Raw genomic sequence first — 17800 nt, 5'->3', positions numbered from 1 at the left:
CCCTCGGCCTCTTACCAAGGAGACACAAGTATGGTGAACGTTCAGACCGAGATCCTGATCCGCCGGCCGAGCTCTGAAGTGGCTGAGTTTGCGGCTAATCCGGACAACGCTCCGCGGTGGTATGAGAACATCCACTCGGCGCAACGGCTGACGGCGGGGCCGATCGACGTCGGATCCAAGGTCGCCTTCACTGCCAGGTTCCTGGGCCGGGACTTGAGTTACACCTATGAATTCGTCGAGTACGCTCCAGGCGAGAAGCTCGTGATGCGCACCGCCCTCGGCCCGTTTCCGATGCAGACCACCTACACGTGGGCAGAGGTCAGCGGCGGGACCCGCATGACGCTCGGCAACACGGGCAAGCCCTCGGGCTTCTCTAAGTTCGCGGGGCTGCTCATGGCTCCGATGATCCGCAGAGCAACCCGCAAGGACCTGCAGAAGCTCAAGTCGATCCTCGAAGCTGGCGACGCAGCAGGCCCCGGTCAGGCATGACCCTCTGCTTGAGCGGCCTTGGCCCGCTCAAGCGGCCCAGGGCAGGGCCGCCCGTGCGGGGCCGGGCCGCGCTCACCGGGCAGGGCCGCGCGTGCCGGGTCGGGCCCAGGGCAGCCCGCCCGGGGCAGGGCCGCGCGCACCGGGCGGGGCCGCTCGTGCCGGTGCAGGGCCGCCCGTGCGGGGCAGGGCCGCGCGTGCGCGTGCCGGTGCAGGGCCAAGCTCGCGCGTGCCGGGAACGCCGACGGCCCCGGTCCGGAAACGTCCGGGCCGGGGCCTTCTTCGCGGCCAAGGCAAGCGGGATCAGATGCTGTAGCGCTCGTCCTCGTGGTCGCCCGGGTGGTCCTTGACCAGGCCCGCGGCGAGGGTGTTGCCGTCCAGCGGGTCGATCACCAGGAACGCGCCTGTGCGGCGGTGGTGCAGGTAGTTCTCCAGCGGCAGCGGGGCGGCGAGCCGGAGCTGCGCGTGCCCGATGTCGTTGAGCTCCAGGTTGGAAGCACCCTCGAGCTTGAAGGTGGCCAGGTCCAGCTTGCCGCTGACGCTGCGGACCAGTGCCTGGACGGTGCGGCTGCCGTGCTTGACCAGGACCTTGGCGCCCTCGCGGAGCGGCTTCGGGGACAGCCAGCACAGGGCCGCGTATAGGTCGGCCGACGCTTCACGGACGGTGCCGGCTGCGGCGATGGTGTCACCGCGGGCGACGTCGAACTCGTCAGCCAGGCGGATCGCCACCGACTGCGGCGCTGCTGCTTCCTCCAGCGAGGTACCGGCGAAGTCGATGCCCACCACGGTGGTGGTGCGCGGGTCCTGGCCGGGGGTCAGCACGCTGACCTTGTCCCCCACCTTCACGGAGCCCTCGGTGATCTGCCCGGCGTAGGCGCGGTAGTCGCGGTATGCCTCCGGGTCGAGCCCGCCTGCAACGGCGTCGGGTGCCAGCGCGCCCTGCGGCCGGATCACCAGCTGCACCGGGAAACGGAAGCTCTCCAGGTGGCTTTCGAGCTCGTCGGCAGCCGGCAGCGTCTCGAGCACCTCGAGCAGCGCAGGCCCGGTGTACCAGGGGGTGCGCTCCGAGCGCTCCACCACGTTGTCGCCGTCGAGCGCGGAAACCGGAACCACCAGCAGATCGGTGATGCCGTCAGAACCGAGCCCCAGTTCGCGGCCGACCTGCTGCACGTCGGCCTCGATCTCGCGGAACACGGACTCGCTGAAGTCAACGAGGTCGATCTTGTTCACGGCCACGATCACGTGGGCAACACGCAGCAGCTGCAGCACGGACAGGTGCCGGCGGGTCTGCTCCAGGACACCCTTGCGGGCGTCAATGAGTACGACGACGGCATCCGCAGTGGACGCGCCGGTCACCGTGTTCTTGGTGTACTGCACATGGCCGGGGCAGTCCGCGAGGATGAAGCTGCGGCGGTCCGTGGCGAAGTACCGGTAGGCAACGTCGATGGTGATGCCCTGCTCGCGCTCGGCACGCAGGCCGTCGGTCAGCAGCGCCAGGTCGATGCCGCCGGCCGAGCCGCCAAAACCGCGGTCCGCGGAGGTGCGGGCAACGGCGTCGAGCTGGTCGGCAAGGATCGCCTTGGAGTCGTGAAGGAGGCGGCCCACCAGGGTGGACTTGCCGTCGTCGACCGATCCCGCGGTGGCGAAGCGGAAAAGGGAGGCTGAGGCGAGCGGCGCCTCGTCAAGAAGTGCGGCCGCGCGGGCGGTGTCGATTTCGGTGCTCATTAGAAATAGCCATCCTTCTTGCGGTCTTCCATGGCAGCCTCGGAGATGCGGTCATCTGCACGGGTGGCGCCACGCTCGGTGATGGTGGAGGCGGCAACTTCGATCACGACGTCGCGCACGGTGGCGGCAGCCGATTCCACGGCGCCGGTGCAGGACATGTCGCCGACGGTCCGGTAGCGGACGGTCTTGGTGATGACTTCCTCGTGCGGCAGCGGCTGGGAAACCTCGCCCACCGCGCGCCACATGCCGTCGCGGGCGAAGACCTCGCGCTCGTGGGCGTAGTACAGGCCCGGCAGCTCGATGTTTTCACGCTCGATGTAGCGCCACACGTCCAGCTCGGTCCAGTTGCTGATGGGGAACGCGCGGACGTGCTGACCGACGGTGTGGCGGCCGTTGTACAGGTTCCACAGTTCGGGGCGCTGGTTGCGCGGGTCCCACTGGCCGAACTCGTCACGGAGGCTCAGGATGCGCTCCTTGGCGCGGGCCTTGTCCTCGTCACGGCGGCCGCCGCCGAAGACGGCGCCGAACTTGTTCGACTGGATGGCGTCCAGCAGCGGAACGGTCTGCAGCGGGTTGCGGGTGCCGTCGGCGCGCTCGGCCAGCTCGCCGCGGTCGATGAACTCCTGGACGCTGCCGACGACGAGCTTCAGGCCCAGCCGTTCGACGGTGCGGTCGCGGAAGTCGATGACCTCGGGGAAGTTGTGGCCGGTGTCCACGTGGAGCACCGGGAACGGGACCTTGCCCGGCCAAAATGCCTTGGTGGCCAGGTGCAGCATGACCACGGAGTCCTTGCCGCCGGAGAACAGCAGCGCAGGCTTCTCGAACTCGGCAACAACCTCGCGGATGATGTGGATCGCCTCAGACTCGAGCGTGTCCAGGCTGGAGAGGCGCGTGGAAGCAGCGACGTCGGTCACCTGGGTGGGCTCCTCGGTTATGAAAGTGCTCATACGTGTAGTCCGCATTCTGTCTTGTTGGTTCCTGCCCAGCGGCCGGCGCGGGGGTCCTCGCCGGGAGCCACCTTGCGGGTGCAGGGCTGGCAACCGATGGACGGGTAGCCCTGGGACAGGAGCGGGTTGACGGGCAGGAGGTTGTCGTCGGAGTACTGGACCAGCTGGTCGAAAGTCCAGGCAGCCATCGGGTTGACCTTGACCAGGCCATTGGCTTCGTCCCACGTGACCAGCGGCGTGTTGGTGCGCGTGGGGGCCTCGTCGCGGCGGACGCCGGTGAACCAGAGTTCGTAGCCGGCGAGCGTGCGGCGGAGCGGGGCAACCTTGCGGAGGGCGCAGCACTGGGCGGCGTCGCGGGCGAACAGGTCCTTGCCCAGGAGCCGGTCCTGCTGCTCAACCGTGTTCTCGGGGAGCACGTCCACCACGTTGATGCGGAGGTTCGCGGCCACCTCGTCGCGCGTGGCGTACGTTTCCGGGAAGTGGTAGCCGGTCTCCAGGAACAGGACGTCGACGCCGGGCAGCTGGTCCGCGACGAGCGCCGGCAGGACGGCGTCGGCCATGGAGCAGGCGACGGCGACGGCAGGCATCTCGAAGTTGCGCTCCACCCAGGCGATCACTTCGCGGGCGGGGGCGTCCCAGCCGAGCTCGGCTGCGCCGGCGTCCGCCAGTGCCTTGAGCTCCTCAACGGAGCGCTTCGCCGGCGTCTCTGCCGCCACCGGATCAATTCCTGAAGAGGGGCCACGGACACCGGGGTTCCCGGCCGAGCTTGCGAGGTTGGGGAGTGGCTGGGGATTCACTGGAGTGCCTCTTCATCTGCTGCGTGGGCCCACTCGGCGAAGGTCTGGCCCTCGGCGCGGTCCGCTACGAAGCGGCGGACAACCCGCTCGACGTAGTCGGGCAGGTCCGCGACGTAGACCTTCAGTCCGCGGACGGTACGTCCGAGGCCAGCCTCTTCACGATCGGAGGAAGCCAGCCCGCCGCCGAGGTGGACCTGGAAACCCGGGGTGGGGTCGCCGTCGGGCGTGGGGAGCATCATGCCCTTGAGTCCGATGTCCGCGGTCTGGATGCGGGCGCAGGAGTTGGGGCAGCCGTTGATGTGGAGGGAGAGTGCCTGCGGGAGCTGGCCGCTGTCCGCCAGGTCCGCGAGGCGGCGCTCCAACTCAGCCACGGCTGTAGCCGCAGTGACCTTGGTTTCGACGATGGCCAGCTTGCAGTACTCGATGCCGGTGCAGGCGATGGTGCCGCGGCGGAACACGGACGGGCGGGCGGAGAGGCCCAGGGCGTCCAGTTCGGCGACCAGCGGCTCCACTTCGTCCCTGGCAACGTCGAGGACCACGAGCTTCTGGTGCGGCGTGGTGCGGAGACGGTAGGAGCCGCGAAACTCGAGGGTGTCCGCGAGCTTCACCAGCTGGGACCCGGAGAGGCGGCCCGCGATCGGAGTCGCGCCGATGAAGAACTTGCCGTCCTTCTGCTCGTGCACGCCCACGTGGTCGCCCGGGGTGGACGGCTTGGGGGCGGCGGGACCGTCGGCCAGCTTGTAGCCGAGGTATTCGTCCTCAAGGATCTGTCGGAACTTCTCCGGACCCCAGTCGGCCATGAGGAACTTCAGGCGCGCCTTGGTGCGCATGCGGCGGTAGCCGTAGTCGCGGAAGATGCTGGTGACGCCGAGCCACACGTCGGCAGCCTGCTCCGGCGTGACGAATGCGCCGAGGCGCTTGCCAAGCATCGGGTTGGTGGAGAGAGCGCCGCCGGCCCAGAGGTCGTAGCCCACGCCGAGCTCAGGGTGTTTGACGCCCACGAGCGCGAAGTCGTTGATCTCGTGCACCACGTCCTGGCTCGGGTGGCCGGTGATGGCGGTCTTGTACTTGCGGGGGAGGTTGGACAGGATCGGGTTGCCGATGAACCGCTCCCCCAGCTCTTCGATGAGCGGGGTGGGGTCGATGATCTCGTCCTTGGCAATGCCGGCCACCGGGGAGCCGAGGATGACGCGGGGGACGTCGCCGCAGGCTTCGGTGGTGGACAGGCCGATGGCTTCGAGGCGGCGCCAGATCTCCGGCACGTCCTCGACGCGGATCCAGTGCAGCTGGATGTTCTGGCGGTCGGTGAGGTCGGCGGAATCCCGGGCGAAGTCGACCGAGATCTGGCCGATGACGCGCAGCTGCTCGGTGGTGAGCGCGCCGCCGTCGATCCTCACGCGCAGCATGAAGTACTTGTCCTCAAGCTCATGCGGTTCGAGTGTGGCGGTCTTGCCGCCGTCGATCCCGGGCTTGCGCTGGGTGTAGAGCCCCCACCAGCGGAAGCGGCCGTGCAGGTCCTGGCCGGGGATGGCGTCGAAGCCTTCCTTGGAATAGATGGACTCGATACGCTCGCGGACGTTGAGGCCGTCGTCTTCCTGCTTCCAGGTTTCGTTGGCGTTCAGCGGGGTGGTTCCGTCCACCTTCCACTGGCCATGAGGCTTTGCGGCGGGGCGGGAGGCACGGGCCGGGCGCGCGGGCTTGTCCGTGGCCGCTCCGGCTAGAGCTGTATCAGTCATGCATCGACTGTAGAGCCGCCTGGAAACCCGTCACAAAGGCCCGGAAACGCTAGGTCACCTAGGGAAATATTTCGTCATGAATCGCCGAAAGGCCTTGAACAGGCCCGGCTGCTGTGCATCGGAGCCGGCAGTTTCAGGCTCGGCCCAGGGGCGCCGATTCAGGCCTTGGCCGCAGCCGCAGCCAGTGCTGCATCGTAGCGTTCCAGGGCGATCTCGGCGAGCACCGGGGAGGGAAGCAGCGGCGCGGTGACGAGGTCGGCCCCCGCCTTGGCGAGCTGGTCGTGGAAGTATCCGGGCGCGAGGAGGTAGGACGCAATGACCACACGGCCGCCCATGTCCACGCCACCTGCGGACTCCCCTGCCCCTGCACCGCCGGCGGCTTCCTCACGGAGCATGGCGACGGCCTCGGGCACCGAGGGCTTGGCGGAGGCACCGTACGCCGGAGCGATCCGGTTGGAGCGCAGGGCCCGCAGCTGCTCTGTCAGCTCCTCAACACTCACAGCGGCATTGGGGTTGGAGGAACCCGCCGCCGCGAGGACGATCAAGTCGTTGTCCGTGACGCCTGCTTCGCGGAGCCGCTGGTCGAGCAGCGCCGCGAGCCGGGGGTCCGGGCCCAGCGGCGCCGCGGCAACGCTTCCGGGGCGGCTCTTGACGGCCCGCGCGATGTCCACCTTCACGTGATACCCCACGCTGAGCAGGAGCGGCACCACCACCGCGGAAGCGCGGGCCGATCCGCCGTCGGGATCCCCGGGAAGGCCCGCCATCACGTCCACCAGATCAGGCTGCTGGACGTCCACGTACGCTTCCCGGACGTCGAGCCCGGGGCGGAGCGCCGCGATGGCGTCGCGGAGGGCGTTTACCTCGGCCGCTCCCTGGGCGTTCGAGGTCCCGTGGGCACAAGCGATCATGATCGGGCTGTTCATAGGGGCTAGCGTAACGTTGGAGCCGCACTGTCCGCCCCTTCACATGAGCCGGGACGCTCCATGACATTCCCCTTTGACATCGCCCTGGTGTGGCTGGACCTGGCCGGCGTCTTTTTCTTCGCGGTCTCCGGATCACTGCTGGCCGCGCGGAAGCAGTTCGACATCATCGGCTCCCTCCTCCTGGCGTCCCTCGTCTCCCTCGGCGGCGGCGTGATCCGCGACATCATCCTCAACACCGGCCCGCCGGCGGCCTTCACCAACCCCGCCTACCTTGCGCCTCCCGTGCTGGCAACGGCCCTGGTGTACTTCCTGTTCTCCAGCGCCCAGCGCTTCACCTCGCTGCTCACCCTGTTCGACGCCGGCGGGCTGGCACTGTTCTGCATCACCGGCACGCTCAAGGCGCTGGCCCTGGGAATGAACCCGGTGGCGGCCGTCCTGCTGGGCGTCACCACCGCGGTGGGCGGAGGCCTGCTGCGTGACGTCACCGCCAACGAGGTGCCGCAGCTTTTTGATGCCCGTGACCTCTACGCGCTGCCGGCCTTCACCGGGGCGGCGCTCACTGCCATCCTGTGGGTTTCGGGCGTCTTCAATACCCTCTCCGCGTTCGCCGTGGCGGCCGTGGTTTTCGCGTTCCGCGTGGTGGCCTGGCGCCGTTCCTGGCGGATTCCGCTGGCAGTCCGAGGGTGGCACCGGCTGGGCCCGGATGCGGGGATTTCGAGGGGCCGGGATTAGCTAGGATAAGAGCCATGACTGACATGTTCCTCGAGAAGTTCCGCGCGCTTGTTCCAAAGTATCTCGAAGACGAATGGCAGGAAGAGGACGGGCTGCCCGAGGAGGATCTAGATAAGGCCCTCGCCGATCACCAGTTCAGCATTCCCCTGGTGCTGCGCGAGTTTTACCTGGCCCTTGGCGGCTGCGAGGACCTCATGGAGGCGTACCACTACTTCTGGGACCCCGAGGAACTCGAAGTGGACGACGAAGGCTTCCTCATGTTCCTCGAGGACGAGGAAGAAAACTTCACCTGGGGCTTCCGCGTTGGAGACCTCAGCGTCCCGGACCCCATCGTGTACCGCCGCAACAACGTCCGTGGGCAGTGGAAGAGCGAAGAAGGAACCTTCTCGGAGTTCGTCTTCGACATGTTCGAGTGGGCTTTCGAGGACGAGGACGACTAAAGGTCCTTGGTCTCAGGGTCCCTGGTTTGCGGGTCCCTGGTCTCAGGGTCCCTGGTTTGCGGGTCCCTGGTTTGCGCCGCGGAATTTCCCCGCCTTTGGAGCTCCCCAGCGGCGCGGTGCCCGGAAGCGCCGAGGCTGCCGTCGCTTATGACACCAAACGTGGGGAGTTTCAGCGCACAACGCGGCCGCGGAGCACCTGCCACACTTGGTCGATGACCTTCTGCGGGTTGTAAACCACGTCCTGGTAGCCATAGCGGAGCACCGCATAGCCTTCCAGGATGGTGGCATTGTTCCTGCGCCGGTCCTTTCTCACCTGCGCAGGCTCCAGATGACTCGCGCCGTCCAGCTCGACAATGAGAAAGCCCTCCAGCAGGAAGTCCACAATTCCGATCCTCGGCAGCTCCACTTGCGTTTCCGTGTGGATGCCCGCGGCCCGGAACGCCAGCCGCGCCACCACCTCGATTGGGGAATCCGCCGTTCCGTCCACGAGTTCCAGGACTTGGCGGGCAGCCCCGTTCCGGTTGCCAGGCAGCCTTTCCCGCAAGTAGGGCAGGCTGGTCCGGCCCTGCAGGACTGCGCTTTCGACGACGACGGCGGCCTCCAGCGCCGGCAGGCACCTCACGGCGTGGAGCAAAGTGTCTGTCAGTCCGGCCACGGGCCAGGGGGAATCGGGCGACACGACGGAGCCCCGGTGGATCACCGCGCCCTTGGTTGCCCCGTGCCGGCAGAGTAGGTGAACGCGGTCTGGTTCGTGCAGCCGCCAGATCCGGTGGTGCACGGTAGCCGAGGCACAAGTCAGGAGCCCGTTGCCCAGCACCGCAGCCACGAAGTCCGGGGCGGCACCTGGGAGGGCCACCACCCCGTGCCGAAGCCGACCGACCTCCCCCGCCGCGACGGCGTTCCTGATCCCCCGCTCTGAGAATCCTGCTCCGAGCAGGGTTGATGTCCGCGCCACCGAACCGACATGCCTGAGGTACGAAACGAGTTCCATCCGACCATCACGCCATCCCTGGGCACGCAAATACACCTGCCGACGGGTCTATGTGGACAGTCAGCCGCTGAAGTTCCCCACGTACGCGGACGGCCGACGGCAAGCCGCTGCAACACGCCACACGGGCAAGGTGCCCAGCGTCAAAAGCGGGGAAAGCCGGCGGGAGCAGCCGCCGGGGAGAGAGGGGTCAGTTGCCGTGACACGCTGTTTAACAAGAGATTTGAATAATGTGACAAACCTGTCATAGACTTATTCACGGATCCACTAAATGCCTCCGGTGGATTTGATGCGAACGGAGAAACGGCCCCGGTTCCTGGCAGTGTGGCGCTGCAGGGAACCGGGGCCGTTCCGTTTGCGCCTGAAAGGGTGAGGCTAGCTCGCGCGGTCCACCACGGCGCGGGCGAAGCTGGACAGCGAGTCCTTGACCACGCCTTCGGGCAGCGGGGCGAGGGCGGCGATCGCCTCGTCGGCCCAGGCCCGGGCAACAACCCAGGACGCGGCGGTGACGGGGTGCTCGCGCAGCCCGGCAACCGCTTCGGCAAGTGCTTCGTCGGAGGAGAGGTCGCCGTCGATCAGGGTGAGAAGCTCGACGGCGGACTGGTCGCCTTGCGCCGCGGCGTTGCGCAGGAGCAGGACCGGCAGCGTGGGAACACCTTCCCGCAGGTCGGTGCCCGGGGACTTGCCGGACTTCACCTTGACCCCGGTGACGTCAATGACGTCGTCGGCCAGCTGGAAGGCCACGCCGACCTTTTCGCCGTATTCCACCAGGACATCCTCGTAGGACTCGTCAGCGCCGGAGAAGATGGCGCCGAACTGCCCGGATGCCGCCACCAGGGATCCGGTCTTGTCCGCGATCACCGAGAGGTAGTGCTCCACGGGGTCCTCGTCCGGGCGCGGGCCCACGGTTTCGTGGAGCTGGCCCAGGCACAGCCGCTCAAAGGTGCGGGCCTGGATGCCAAGGGCGCGGCCGCCCAGCTCGGACACGAGGATGGAGGCGCGGGCGAAGATCAGGTCGCCGGTCAGGACGGCCACGGAGTTGCCCCACACCTCGTGCGCGGTAGGGGCGCCGCGGCGGAACGGAGCGGAGTCCATAACGTCGTCGTGGTACAGCGTGGCCAGGTGCGTCAGCTCCACCACGACGGCGGCCTGCACCACAGCGGGCAGCGAGGCGTCGCCGAGGTGGGCGCAGAGCAGGGTCAGCAGGGGTCGGATGCGCTTGCCGCCGGCCTCCACCAGGTGCCGCGACGTTGCGTCAGCCAGGGGGTCGGAGTTGGCGATGGCTTCGCGGAGTTTCTTCTCCACGCGGGCCAGGTTGGTGGTGATCGCAGGCCCGAGTTCGGGGTCTCCCGCGATGGCCGCGAAGCCCGCCGGCAGCTGCAGTCCGGTGGCGATGGCGGTGGTGTTGAGGCTGGGTTCGGAGTCCGGCAGGCCGTGCCCGGCGTGCGTCCAGCTGTGGTTCGCGGAGTTGGTCACGGGTTAACCCTAACTATTTGTTGCGGAAACCGCTGATTTGAGGCCGGGCGGGGCGGAGGAGGTATTGGATGTGGCCGGCACCAGCAGTTCCAGGACGCGGATCACCCGGTCTTCGAAACCCTTGGCCGACGGATCGGTGAGGTTGGCCAGCAGCCGGACCACGAAACGCATCAGAACGGGGACCGGCATTCCGGTCCGCAGCGCGAGCTTCATGACCGCGGGCTTTCCAATGAGCGCGGCAAAGGCCCGGCCGAGCGTGAAGTGCGATCCCCACTGTTCGCGCACGTAGTCCGCGTACCCGGCGAGGCGGGCATCGGCGTCGGACGCGGCCCAGCCCCCGGAAGCGGAACGCGAAGCGGCGTCAATGATGAACTCGGCCGCGAAGCGGGCGGACTCCATGGCATAGGAGATGCCCTCGCCGTTGAACGGGGACACCATGCCGCCGGCGTCACCGAGGAGCAGCAGGCCGGGCGAGTAGTGCGGGGTACGGTTGAAGCCCATGGGCAGCGCTGCGCCGCGGATCTCCCCCACCTGGTTCTCCGGCGTGAAACCCCATTCGGGAGGCATGCCGGCGGTCCATTCGCGCAGGACCTGCTTGTAGTCGAGCTTGCCGAATTCCTTCGAGGAGTTCAGGATCCCCAGGCCGACGTTGGACGTGCCGTCGCCGACACCGAACACCCATCCGTAGCCGGGCAGCAGCTTGCCGTCGCGGCCGGGGAGCTCCAGCCAGCCCTCCATCCAGTCGTCATCGTGGCGCGGCGAGGTGAAGTAGGTGCGTACGGCGACGCCAAGAGGGCGGTCATCGCGCTTCTGGATTCCGAGGGACACCGCGGTCCGCGTGGAGTTGCCGTCCGCTGCGAGCACGACGTCGGCACGGAAGTCGCGCGTCTCCCCCGTCTTGCGCCCCGACTCGTCCAGAATCGCTGCGCGCACACCGGTCACGCGGCCGTCGTCACTGCGCAGCGCCTCGGTGACGCTGTGGTGTTCCAGTACGACGGCGCCCGCGGCCTGGGCGTGCCGGGCCAACTCCTCGTCGAAACCAAGGCGCGTACGGATCAGGCCGTATTGCGGAAAATCGGAGACCTCGGGCCACGGCAGTTCGAGGCTCCGGCCGCCCGCGAGCAGGCGCAGGCCCTTGTTCCGGCGCCAGCCGTCCTCTTCGGGGTGCGGCAGGCCAAGCTTCTGGATCTCACGGACGGCGCGGGGCGTGAGGCCGTCGCCGCACACCTTTTCACGCGGGAAGCTGGTTTTCTCCAGCACCGTGACGTCGATGCCGGCCTTGGCGAGGTAATACGCGGCGGTGGATCCGGCCGGACCCGCGCCAACAATCAGTACTTTCACAGTGTCAGCGGGCGTTCCGCGGGATGTTGCGGCGCAGCTTGGCTACCGGGCCGGTGTGGGCAGCGATGGCGTCGGCCGAGCCGTTGCCGGTGACGGGCTTGTGGGCGCGGTGCACCGCCACGATGCCGCCGCTCAGGTTGCGGTACGTGACATCCTGCCAGCCGGAGTCCTGCAGCCATGCGGCCAGGTGGTCCTGGTCAGGCCAGGCACGGATCGATTCGGCGAGGTACACGTAGGCATCGGGGTTGGAGGAGACCTTGACCGCGATGGCAGGCAGCGCGCGCATGAGGTACTCGGTGTACATGGTGCGCCAGAGCGGCACCACGGGCTGGGAGAACTCGGCGATGACGATCTTGCCGCCGGGCTTGGTCACGCGCAGCATTTCAGCGAGGGCCTTCTTCGGCTCGTTGACGTTGCGCAGGCCGAAGGAGATGGTGCTGGCGTCGAAGGTGTTGTCCGCGAACGGCAGGTTGGTGGCGTCACCGGCGATGAAGTCGATGTCCGGGCGGCGGCGCTTGCCCACCTTCAGCATGCCGAGGGAGAAGTCGCAGGCCACAACGTCTATGCCTGCATCGGCATACGGCTCGCTGGACGTTCCCGTTCCTGCGGCCAGGTCGAGCACCCGCTGGCCGGGCCGGACATCCATGGCTTCCACCACAACCTTGCGCCAGCGGCGGGTCTGCCCCATCGAGAGGACATCATTGACGACATCGTATTTCGGTGCGACGTCGTCAAACATCGTGGCTACTTCGTCCGGACGCTTTTCCAGGGATGCTCGGTTCACCCAGTCATTGTCTCAAATGTTCTGCAGCCTTCGTGACCACCTGCCGCCCGGCGTGGTGGCAGCAGAACAGGAAGCTTTAGGCAGCTGAGAGTAGTGTTGATCCATCATGACCAGAACGCTCCGCACTCTGACAGTCCCTTTGGATGGAGAATCGACTCCCGGAGGGCTGCCGTCGTATCTGGTGAGGGACGACGTCCTGTGCTGGACGCGGCGCGAAGCCGGTCTGGTCGGTTTCGGCGAGGTGGCCCGCTTTACTGCCACAGGCCCGGAACGCTTCCTCGAGGCCGACATCTGGTGGCGCCACATGGTCATCGAGGCCGACATCACCGACCACGTCGAGTGCCCGGGCACCGGCCCCGTGGCTTTCGGCTCGTTCGCCTTTTCCAAGGTTTCCCGTCACGGGTCCCGACTGATTGTGCCGGAGATTGTGGTGGGCGTCCGGGACGGCCGCGCCTGGCTCACCCAGATAAAGACCGACGACGGCGAGCTCACCGAAGAGGGGGCCCTCGCCGCCCTGCGGGGCTGGCTGGAAAACCCTGCCGCGAAGCCGGGAGCGACGCCTGCTGAGGAGTTTCCCTCGGATGAGTCCGGCTCGGGCGGGCCCCCCCTAGGTGAGACAGCCGCGGAGCCAGCTGCCGGCGTCGTACAGTCTGACGCCGCGCATTCAGAAGCTGCCACGCTCCAGACCGGCTCGCTGAGCGAAGAGGACTGGATGACTGCCGTCGCTGCCGGCGTCGCGGAAATCCGCACCGGCAAGCTGGAGAAGCTCGTGCTGGCCCGCGACGTCCTGGCCACGGTGCCCGAGGGCGTCAACGCGGCCGAGGTGCTGCGGCAACTGGCCGTCCGGTACCGCGAATGCTGGACCTACGGAGTGGACGGGCTGGTCGGCGCCACGCCGGAAATGCTGATCCAGGTGGAAGGACGCACCGCCCAGGCCCGGGTGCTGGCAGGGACCCTGGACCGCCGCGATGCCGTGGGTGAGGGCGGGCTGCCGCTGGACTATGCCGAACGGGTCCTCGCCGGCTCGGAGAAGCAGCGGCACGAGCATGAGATCGCGATCCAGTCACTGACCACCCAGCTCGCGCCGTTTTCGGAGGCAATGAACGCGCACAGCGAACCGTTCATTCTGGAACTGCCGAACGTGTGGCACCTGGCGTCGGACGTAAAGGCCGAACTGACCGAGGTGGAGGGCCACGTTCCGACGTGCCTTGCCCTGATCAACGCCCTCCACCCCACCGCGGCGGTCTGCGGTACACCGACAACGGTGGCAGGAGCCCTGATCCGGAAGCTCGAGCACATGGACCGCGGACCGTACGCCGGGCCGGTGGGCTGGCTGGACGCCGCGGGCAATGGTGAATGGGGCATTGCGCTGCGCGGCGCCGTCATCGAATCCCCCACGACGGTCCGGTTATATGCCGGATGTGGAATAGTCGAAGGTTCGCACCCCGAGGCGGAGCTGGCCGAGACGTGGGCGAAGTTTCGGCCGATGCTCGAATCGCTGGGCATCAGCCACTAGCAGCAAGGGGCGGTCCGGAATTCCAGACATCCACCGCCGTTTCCGGCTTGCCAAGGAGGCCTAATTAGTTATCCAATGGTGAAACTTAGTTTTCTGTGATGCACATCTCACAATCAGCGTTACACTATAAGCCGTCTTAGTCCCGCATACTCCTGCAACAAAAGGTAAGAAACATGCAGCTCAAGTCCCTTGCCACGGCCAAACTCAGTGCCAAGGCAGCCGCGCTCCTCGCCGTTGGGGCCCTCAGCCTCACCGCGTGCGGCGGCGGCAACACCGCTCCCGCAGCCACAAGCAGCGAAGGCGGCGTGCAGCTCATCAATGCCGGCAAGCTCACGGTTTGCTCGGACATCCCCTACGAGCCCTTCGAGTTCCAGAAGGACGGCCAGATCGTCGGCTTCGACATGGACATCGCCGGCGAGCTGGCCAAGGACATGAAGGCCGAGCTCAACGTGGTGGACAGCTCCTTCGAGGCAATCGAGACTGGCACAGCGCTGACGCAGTGCGACGTTTCCATCTCCTCGGTGTCCATCACCGACACCCGCAAGGCCGTCATGGACTTCTCGGACCCGTACCTGAACGACGACCTGACCCTGGTGGCATCCGAGGCTTCCGGCATCACCAACCTGGACAGCGCCAAGGGCAAGAAGGTCGGCGTGCAGCAGGCCACCACGGGCGCCAAGTATGCCAAGGACCAGGGCCTCGACGCCCAGCAGTTTGAGGACACAGGCCTCCTCGTCCAGGCGCTCAAGGCCGGCACCATCGAGGCTGCCCTGGGCAACCAGTCGGTTCTCGGGTACGCCATCAAGGACGACGCCAAGTACAAGCGCGTGGAGGACTTCGCCACCGGTGAAAAGCTCGGTATCGCCGTCAAGAAGGGCAACACAGCCGTGCTCGAGCAGGTCAACACCACGCTGAAGCGCCTGACGGACGACGGAAGCCTCAAGAAGTTCGAGACCGCCTGGTTCGGCGAAGCCACCAAGTAACCGGCGCGCCGGAAACCTACGCAGCTGGGGCCCCGTTCAGGATCTGTACAGCAGTCCGTTCGGGGCCTCAACTGCGCAAAATGAATGTGAGACAACGATGGCAATGACCGCAATGACCGCACGACAGCGGGCCAGGGTAAGCCTGTACGTGCAGGCAGGAATCTTTGTAGTGGCCATGGCCGCGCTGATTCTGGCCACCGACTGGGAGACCATCGGGAACAGCGTCTTCAACTTCGCCAAGATCGGCCCGATATTCCCGGACATCTTCGTCACCGGCCTGACGAACACCCTGCTTTACACGGCACTCGGCTTCATCGTCGGCCTCTCCGGCGGCCTGCTGCTGGCCCTGATGAAGCTCTCCAGCTTCCCCCTCTACCGCTGGATCGCCACCGGCTACATCGAGTTCTTCCGCGGCATCCCGGCGCTGCTGGTGTTCATTGCCTTTGGCTACGGCGTTCCGCTCGCCTTCGGCGTCCAGTGGAACGTGACCGTCATCGTGATGGTTTCCCTTGGCATGGTTGCTGCGGCCTACATCGCGGAAACGCTCCGCGCCGGCCTGCAGGCTGTCCCCAAGGGCCAGATGGAGGCGGCCCGGTCCCTTGGCATGCCGCAGTGGCGGGCGATGGTCACCATCGTCATCCCGCAGGCATTCAAGATCGTTCTCCCGCCGCTCACCAACGAGATCATCCTGCTGACCAAGGACTCCTCGCTGATCTACGTTCTCGGTCTGACTGCCTCGCAGTACGAGCTCACCAAGTTCGGCCGTGACGGCATCTCCAGCCTCGGTGCGGGCCTCACGCCGCTCCTGGTGGCCGGTGCGTTCTACCTGGTGATCACCATCCCGCTGAGCCTCCTGGCCCGGAAGTTCGAAAGCCGCTCCGCGCGGACCAAGCGATAGGCAGAGAAGTCATGAACGACGTCGTAATTCACTCCCGCAACCACACCGGGCAGGTCAAGGCCGCCGGGGTGGCCATCAAGGACCTCCGCAAGTCGTATGGTTCCAACGAGGTCCTCAAGGGCATCAGCCTGGACGTGGCCCCCGGCGAAGTGGTCTGCCTGATTGGCCCGTCCGGCTCCGGCAAGTCGACTCTGCTGCGGTGCGTCAACCTGCTGGAGCAGCCGAACCAGGGCACCATCCACGTGGGTGGCTTTGACGCCACGGACCCGGACGTGGACATCGACCGGATGCGCCGCAAGGTGGGCATGGTGTTCCAGCAGTTCAACCTGTTTCCGCATCTGAGCGCGCTGCGAAACTGCACCATCGCGCAGACGAAGGTCCTCAAGCGTTCCCAAGCCGAGGCGGACAGGGTGGCGAAGGCCAACCTGGAGCGCGTGGGGCTGGGGCACCTCGCCGACCGCTACCCGGACCAGCTTTCCGGCGGCCAGCAGCAGCGCGTCGCCATCGCCCGGGCGCTCAGCATGGACCCGGAGCTGATGCTCTTCGACGAGCCCACGTCCGCTTTAGACCCCGAGACCGTGGGCGATGTCCTGTCGGTAATGCGCAACCTGGCCAAGGAAGGCATGACCATGCTGGTGGTCACGCACGAGATGGGCTTCGCCCGCGAAGTGGCCGACCGCGTGGTCTTCATGGACGGCGGCGTGGTGGTGGAGGAAGGCGACGCCGAGAACGTCATCGGCGCACCCACCCAGGCCCGCACCAAGGAGTTCCTGCGCCGCGTCCTGGACCCGACGCACATCGACCTCTCGGAGTAGACGGTCTTCGGACGCGCAAACGGTCCGAGGACACCGAAATTCAGGTGTCCCCGGACCGTTTCCGTGTCCTGGCACTTTTCGCGGATCCTGAGGAGAACCGACGACGGCGCGGCACCCCCGCCTCTGCAAGCTTGCGCTCGAGTTCACCTGCCTTCCAGAGATCGGTCCACACCCATCTCACGACATTCCTGCCCGTCGCCCGGATCCGGTCCTCGCGCAACTTTTCGTCGACCACCACCTGACCCGGTGTCCGGCCGTTGAGATACTCTGCCCGCTGGTACTTGGCGATGCCGTCGAACTCCCCTACCGTCCGGGTTTCCTCCCAGTAGAAGTCCGAGTAGCCTACCCGACCGGTTGAGCTGCGCACCTCGTACTGCAGTTCCGGGCATGCAAACCCGGCTGCCAGGATCAATCCGCGGCTATACGATTCGCCCGCAGAGCCGGAGGCAGGGTCCGCATTTTCGATGGCCGCGCGCACCCGCCGTTCGGCAGCCATCACATAACGGCCCGGTAATGCCCTGAGCAGCTCCTCCTTGGTGAGCGCGGGAAGTCCATGGACGGGGTCTGGCTTCAGCACGTGGTCGAGCGGAACCAGAGCCTCGGCGAACGGCACGAAGGCGGCGAGATCCAGGACTGTCTGCATACGGGAAGTAACGAGGAGGCCGTCCAGTTCGTGGGCGTTTATGCAGGCGGGATCAATCAGGTGCCGCCGGACACCTGCCCGGGATCTGCCACCGCCCCGATAGGTGGTCAGGGCATGCACCGGCTGTGCCCGCTGGATGGTGGGAATGTCCCACGCCGAGGCAGCCGAATGATGGGAAAAGATCGTGGGGGCACCGCAGGTTTCTGCCACGGCCTCGATGCGGAGCCTGTACTGCTGCCAGCTGCCTAGGTCCTTCCACTCGGCTGCCTCCACATACACGCCATGGCGGACGCGCACCAGGCTGCCGGCCTTTAGGGCGGAGGACAGCGGGCGCACACTTGCACCAATTTCTGTGCGGTTTCTGGCCAGGATCAGCGGGGGAAGGTCTCTCATGGTGACAACATCGCACCAATGCCTCGGCCCCTGAAGAGCGAATAGTGGCTATGTGGGCAATTGGGACGCGGCTGAGGACACGCTTCTCACCCCGGGACGCGCATCCGGGCGTAGGACGCGGGAATATCCCTGTCCTAGGGCCGTATCCGTGTCCCAGAGCCGGATGGGTGTCCCGGT

General features: G+C 66.8%; 17 protein-coding genes. 7 read left to right on the top strand and 10 right to left on the bottom strand.

Translation table 11 applies throughout. The annotated features are described in order from the left end of the window. The first annotated feature begins 30 nt into the window (after positions 1–30). On the top strand, positions 31–489 hold the full coding sequence (locus tag ACIP9X_RS09080; RefSeq protein ID WP_400479385.1) for an SRPBCC family protein: 459 nt from the start codon (positions 31–33) through the stop codon (positions 487–489). A gap of 300 nt (positions 490–789) precedes the next feature. Here the strand turns inward: ACIP9X_RS09080 and ACIP9X_RS09075 are convergent, their stop codons facing one another. The 5 genes from ACIP9X_RS09075 to ACIP9X_RS09055 form a co-directional block, all read right to left on the bottom strand. Beyond that, the gene (locus ACIP9X_RS09075) at positions 790–2211 is read right to left on the bottom strand and encodes a sulfate adenylyltransferase subunit 1 (protein ID WP_400479384.1); all 1422 of its coding nucleotides are present in this window, start codon (positions 2209–2211) and stop codon (positions 790–792) included. Continuing rightward, positions 2211–3158, bottom strand: coding sequence for a sulfate adenylyltransferase subunit CysD (gene cysD / locus ACIP9X_RS09070; protein WP_400479383.1), 948 nt, complete (start codon positions 3156–3158; stop codon positions 2211–2213). Before cysD ends, ACIP9X_RS09075 begins: the two co-directional genes overlap by 1 nt. Beyond that, positions 3155–3883, bottom strand: coding sequence for a phosphoadenylyl-sulfate reductase (locus ACIP9X_RS09065; protein WP_400479504.1), 729 nt, complete (start codon positions 3881–3883; stop codon positions 3155–3157). Before ACIP9X_RS09065 ends, cysD begins: the two co-directional genes overlap by 4 nt. Positions 3884–3951: 68 nt before the next feature. Continuing rightward, positions 3952–5691 carry a nitrite/sulfite reductase gene (locus tag ACIP9X_RS09060; protein ID WP_400479382.1) on the bottom strand — a complete coding sequence of 580 codons (1740 nt, stop codon included), beginning with the start codon at positions 5689–5691 and terminating at the stop codon, positions 3952–3954. Positions 5692–5849: 158 nt separating this feature from the next. Further along, positions 5850–6614, bottom strand: a complete 765-nt coding sequence (locus tag ACIP9X_RS09055; protein ID WP_400479381.1) for a sirohydrochlorin chelatase — start codon at positions 6612–6614, stop codon at positions 5850–5852. A 60-nt stretch (positions 6615–6674) separates the two neighbouring features. Between ACIP9X_RS09055 and ACIP9X_RS09050 the strand changes: the two genes are divergently transcribed. Beyond that, positions 6675–7346 carry a trimeric intracellular cation channel family protein gene (locus ACIP9X_RS09050; RefSeq protein ID WP_400479380.1) on the top strand — a complete coding sequence of 224 codons (672 nt, stop codon included), beginning with the start codon at positions 6675–6677 and terminating at the stop codon, positions 7344–7346. Positions 7347–7360: 14 nt separating this feature from the next. After that, positions 7361–7786, top strand: coding sequence for a hypothetical protein (locus ACIP9X_RS09045; protein ID WP_400479379.1), 426 nt, complete (start codon positions 7361–7363; stop codon positions 7784–7786). Between the two features lie 169 nt (positions 7787–7955). On the opposite strand, the gene ACIP9X_RS09040 is transcribed toward ACIP9X_RS09045, so the two are convergent. From ACIP9X_RS09040 to ACIP9X_RS09025, 4 genes are all read right to left on the bottom strand, one after another. Next, entirely contained in the window at positions 7956–8777 is an 822-nt protein-coding gene (locus tag ACIP9X_RS09040) for a DUF559 domain-containing protein (RefSeq protein WP_400479378.1), read from the bottom strand. A 372-nt stretch (positions 8778–9149) separates the two neighbouring features. Continuing rightward, positions 9150–10250 carry a polyprenyl synthetase family protein gene (locus tag ACIP9X_RS09035; RefSeq protein WP_400479377.1) on the bottom strand — a complete coding sequence of 367 codons (1101 nt, stop codon included), beginning with the start codon at positions 10248–10250 and terminating at the stop codon, positions 9150–9152. A 9-nt stretch (positions 10251–10259) separates the two neighbouring features. Then, a complete protein-coding gene (locus ACIP9X_RS09030) occupies positions 10260–11591 on the bottom strand; it encodes a geranylgeranyl reductase family protein (protein ID WP_400479376.1) in 1332 nt (443 codons plus the stop codon). A 4-nt stretch (positions 11592–11595) separates the two neighbouring features. Beyond that, the gene (locus ACIP9X_RS09025) at positions 11596–12375 is read right to left on the bottom strand and encodes a demethylmenaquinone methyltransferase (RefSeq protein WP_400479375.1); all 780 of its coding nucleotides are present in this window, start codon (positions 12373–12375) and stop codon (positions 11596–11598) included. A 106-nt stretch (positions 12376–12481) separates the two neighbouring features. Between ACIP9X_RS09025 and ACIP9X_RS09020 the strand changes: the two genes are divergently transcribed. From ACIP9X_RS09020 to ACIP9X_RS09005, 4 genes are all read left to right on the top strand, one after another. After that, a complete protein-coding gene (locus ACIP9X_RS09020) occupies positions 12482–13891 on the top strand; it encodes an isochorismate synthase MenF (RefSeq protein ID WP_400479374.1) in 1410 nt (469 codons plus the stop codon). Positions 13892–14064: 173 nt separating this feature from the next. Then, entirely contained in the window at positions 14065–14874 is an 810-nt protein-coding gene (locus tag ACIP9X_RS09015; protein WP_400479373.1) for an ABC transporter substrate-binding protein, read from the top strand. Between the two features lie 103 nt (positions 14875–14977). Next, complete coding sequence (locus ACIP9X_RS09010) at positions 14978–15772, top strand: amino acid ABC transporter permease (RefSeq protein ID WP_400479372.1); 795 nt, start codon at positions 14978–14980, stop codon at positions 15770–15772. Between the two features lie 11 nt (positions 15773–15783). Then, positions 15784–16587: an amino acid ABC transporter ATP-binding protein gene (locus ACIP9X_RS09005; RefSeq protein ID WP_400479371.1), complete on the top strand. Its 804-nt coding sequence runs from the start codon at positions 15784–15786 to the stop codon at positions 16585–16587. Positions 16588–16627: 40 nt separating this feature from the next. Here the strand turns inward: ACIP9X_RS09005 and ACIP9X_RS09000 are convergent, their stop codons facing one another. Then, complete coding sequence (locus ACIP9X_RS09000; RefSeq protein WP_400479370.1) at positions 16628–17623, bottom strand: hypothetical protein; 996 nt, start codon at positions 17621–17623, stop codon at positions 16628–16630. Between the last annotated feature and the right edge of the window lie 177 nt (positions 17624–17800).

The sequence above is a fragment of the Arthrobacter sp. NPDC093125 genome (assembly GCF_044754225.1).
Classification (GTDB): domain Bacteria; phylum Actinomycetota; class Actinomycetes; order Actinomycetales; family Micrococcaceae; genus Arthrobacter.
The sequence above is the reverse complement of the archived record's forward strand: the minus strand, read 5'-3'. Positions and strand labels throughout refer to the sequence as shown.

Coding starts and splice junctions, on each gene's coding strand:
- ACIP9X_RS09080 (WP_400479385.1), top strand. CDS start 31: ATGGTGAACGTTCAGACCGAGATCCTGATCCGCCGGCCGAGCTCTGAA.
- ACIP9X_RS09075 (WP_400479384.1), bottom strand. CDS start 2,211: ATGAGCACCGAAATCGACACCGCCCGCGCGGCCGCACTTCTTGACGAG.
- cysD (WP_400479383.1), bottom strand. CDS start 3,158: ATGAGCACTTTCATAACCGAGGAGCCCACCCAGGTGACCGACGTCGCT.
- ACIP9X_RS09060 (WP_400479382.1), bottom strand. CDS start 5,691: ATGACTGATACAGCTCTAGCCGGAGCGGCCACGGACAAGCCCGCGCGC.
- ACIP9X_RS09055 (WP_400479381.1), bottom strand. CDS start 6,614: ATGAACAGCCCGATCATGATCGCTTGTGCCCACGGGACCTCGAACGCC.
- ACIP9X_RS09050 (WP_400479380.1), top strand. CDS start 6,675: ATGACATTCCCCTTTGACATCGCCCTGGTGTGGCTGGACCTGGCCGGC.
- ACIP9X_RS09045 (WP_400479379.1), top strand. CDS start 7,361: ATGACTGACATGTTCCTCGAGAAGTTCCGCGCGCTTGTTCCAAAGTAT.
- ACIP9X_RS09040 (WP_400479378.1), bottom strand. CDS start 8,777: ATGGAACTCGTTTCGTACCTCAGGCATGTCGGTTCGGTGGCGCGGACA.
- ACIP9X_RS09020 (WP_400479374.1), top strand. CDS start 12,482: ATGACCAGAACGCTCCGCACTCTGACAGTCCCTTTGGATGGAGAATCG.
- ACIP9X_RS09015 (WP_400479373.1), top strand. CDS start 14,065: ATGCAGCTCAAGTCCCTTGCCACGGCCAAACTCAGTGCCAAGGCAGCC.
- ACIP9X_RS09010 (WP_400479372.1), top strand. CDS start 14,978: ATGACCGCAATGACCGCACGACAGCGGGCCAGGGTAAGCCTGTACGTG.
- ACIP9X_RS09005 (WP_400479371.1), top strand. CDS start 15,784: ATGAACGACGTCGTAATTCACTCCCGCAACCACACCGGGCAGGTCAAG.
- ACIP9X_RS09000 (WP_400479370.1), bottom strand. CDS start 17,623: ATGAGAGACCTTCCCCCGCTGATCCTGGCCAGAAACCGCACAGAAATT.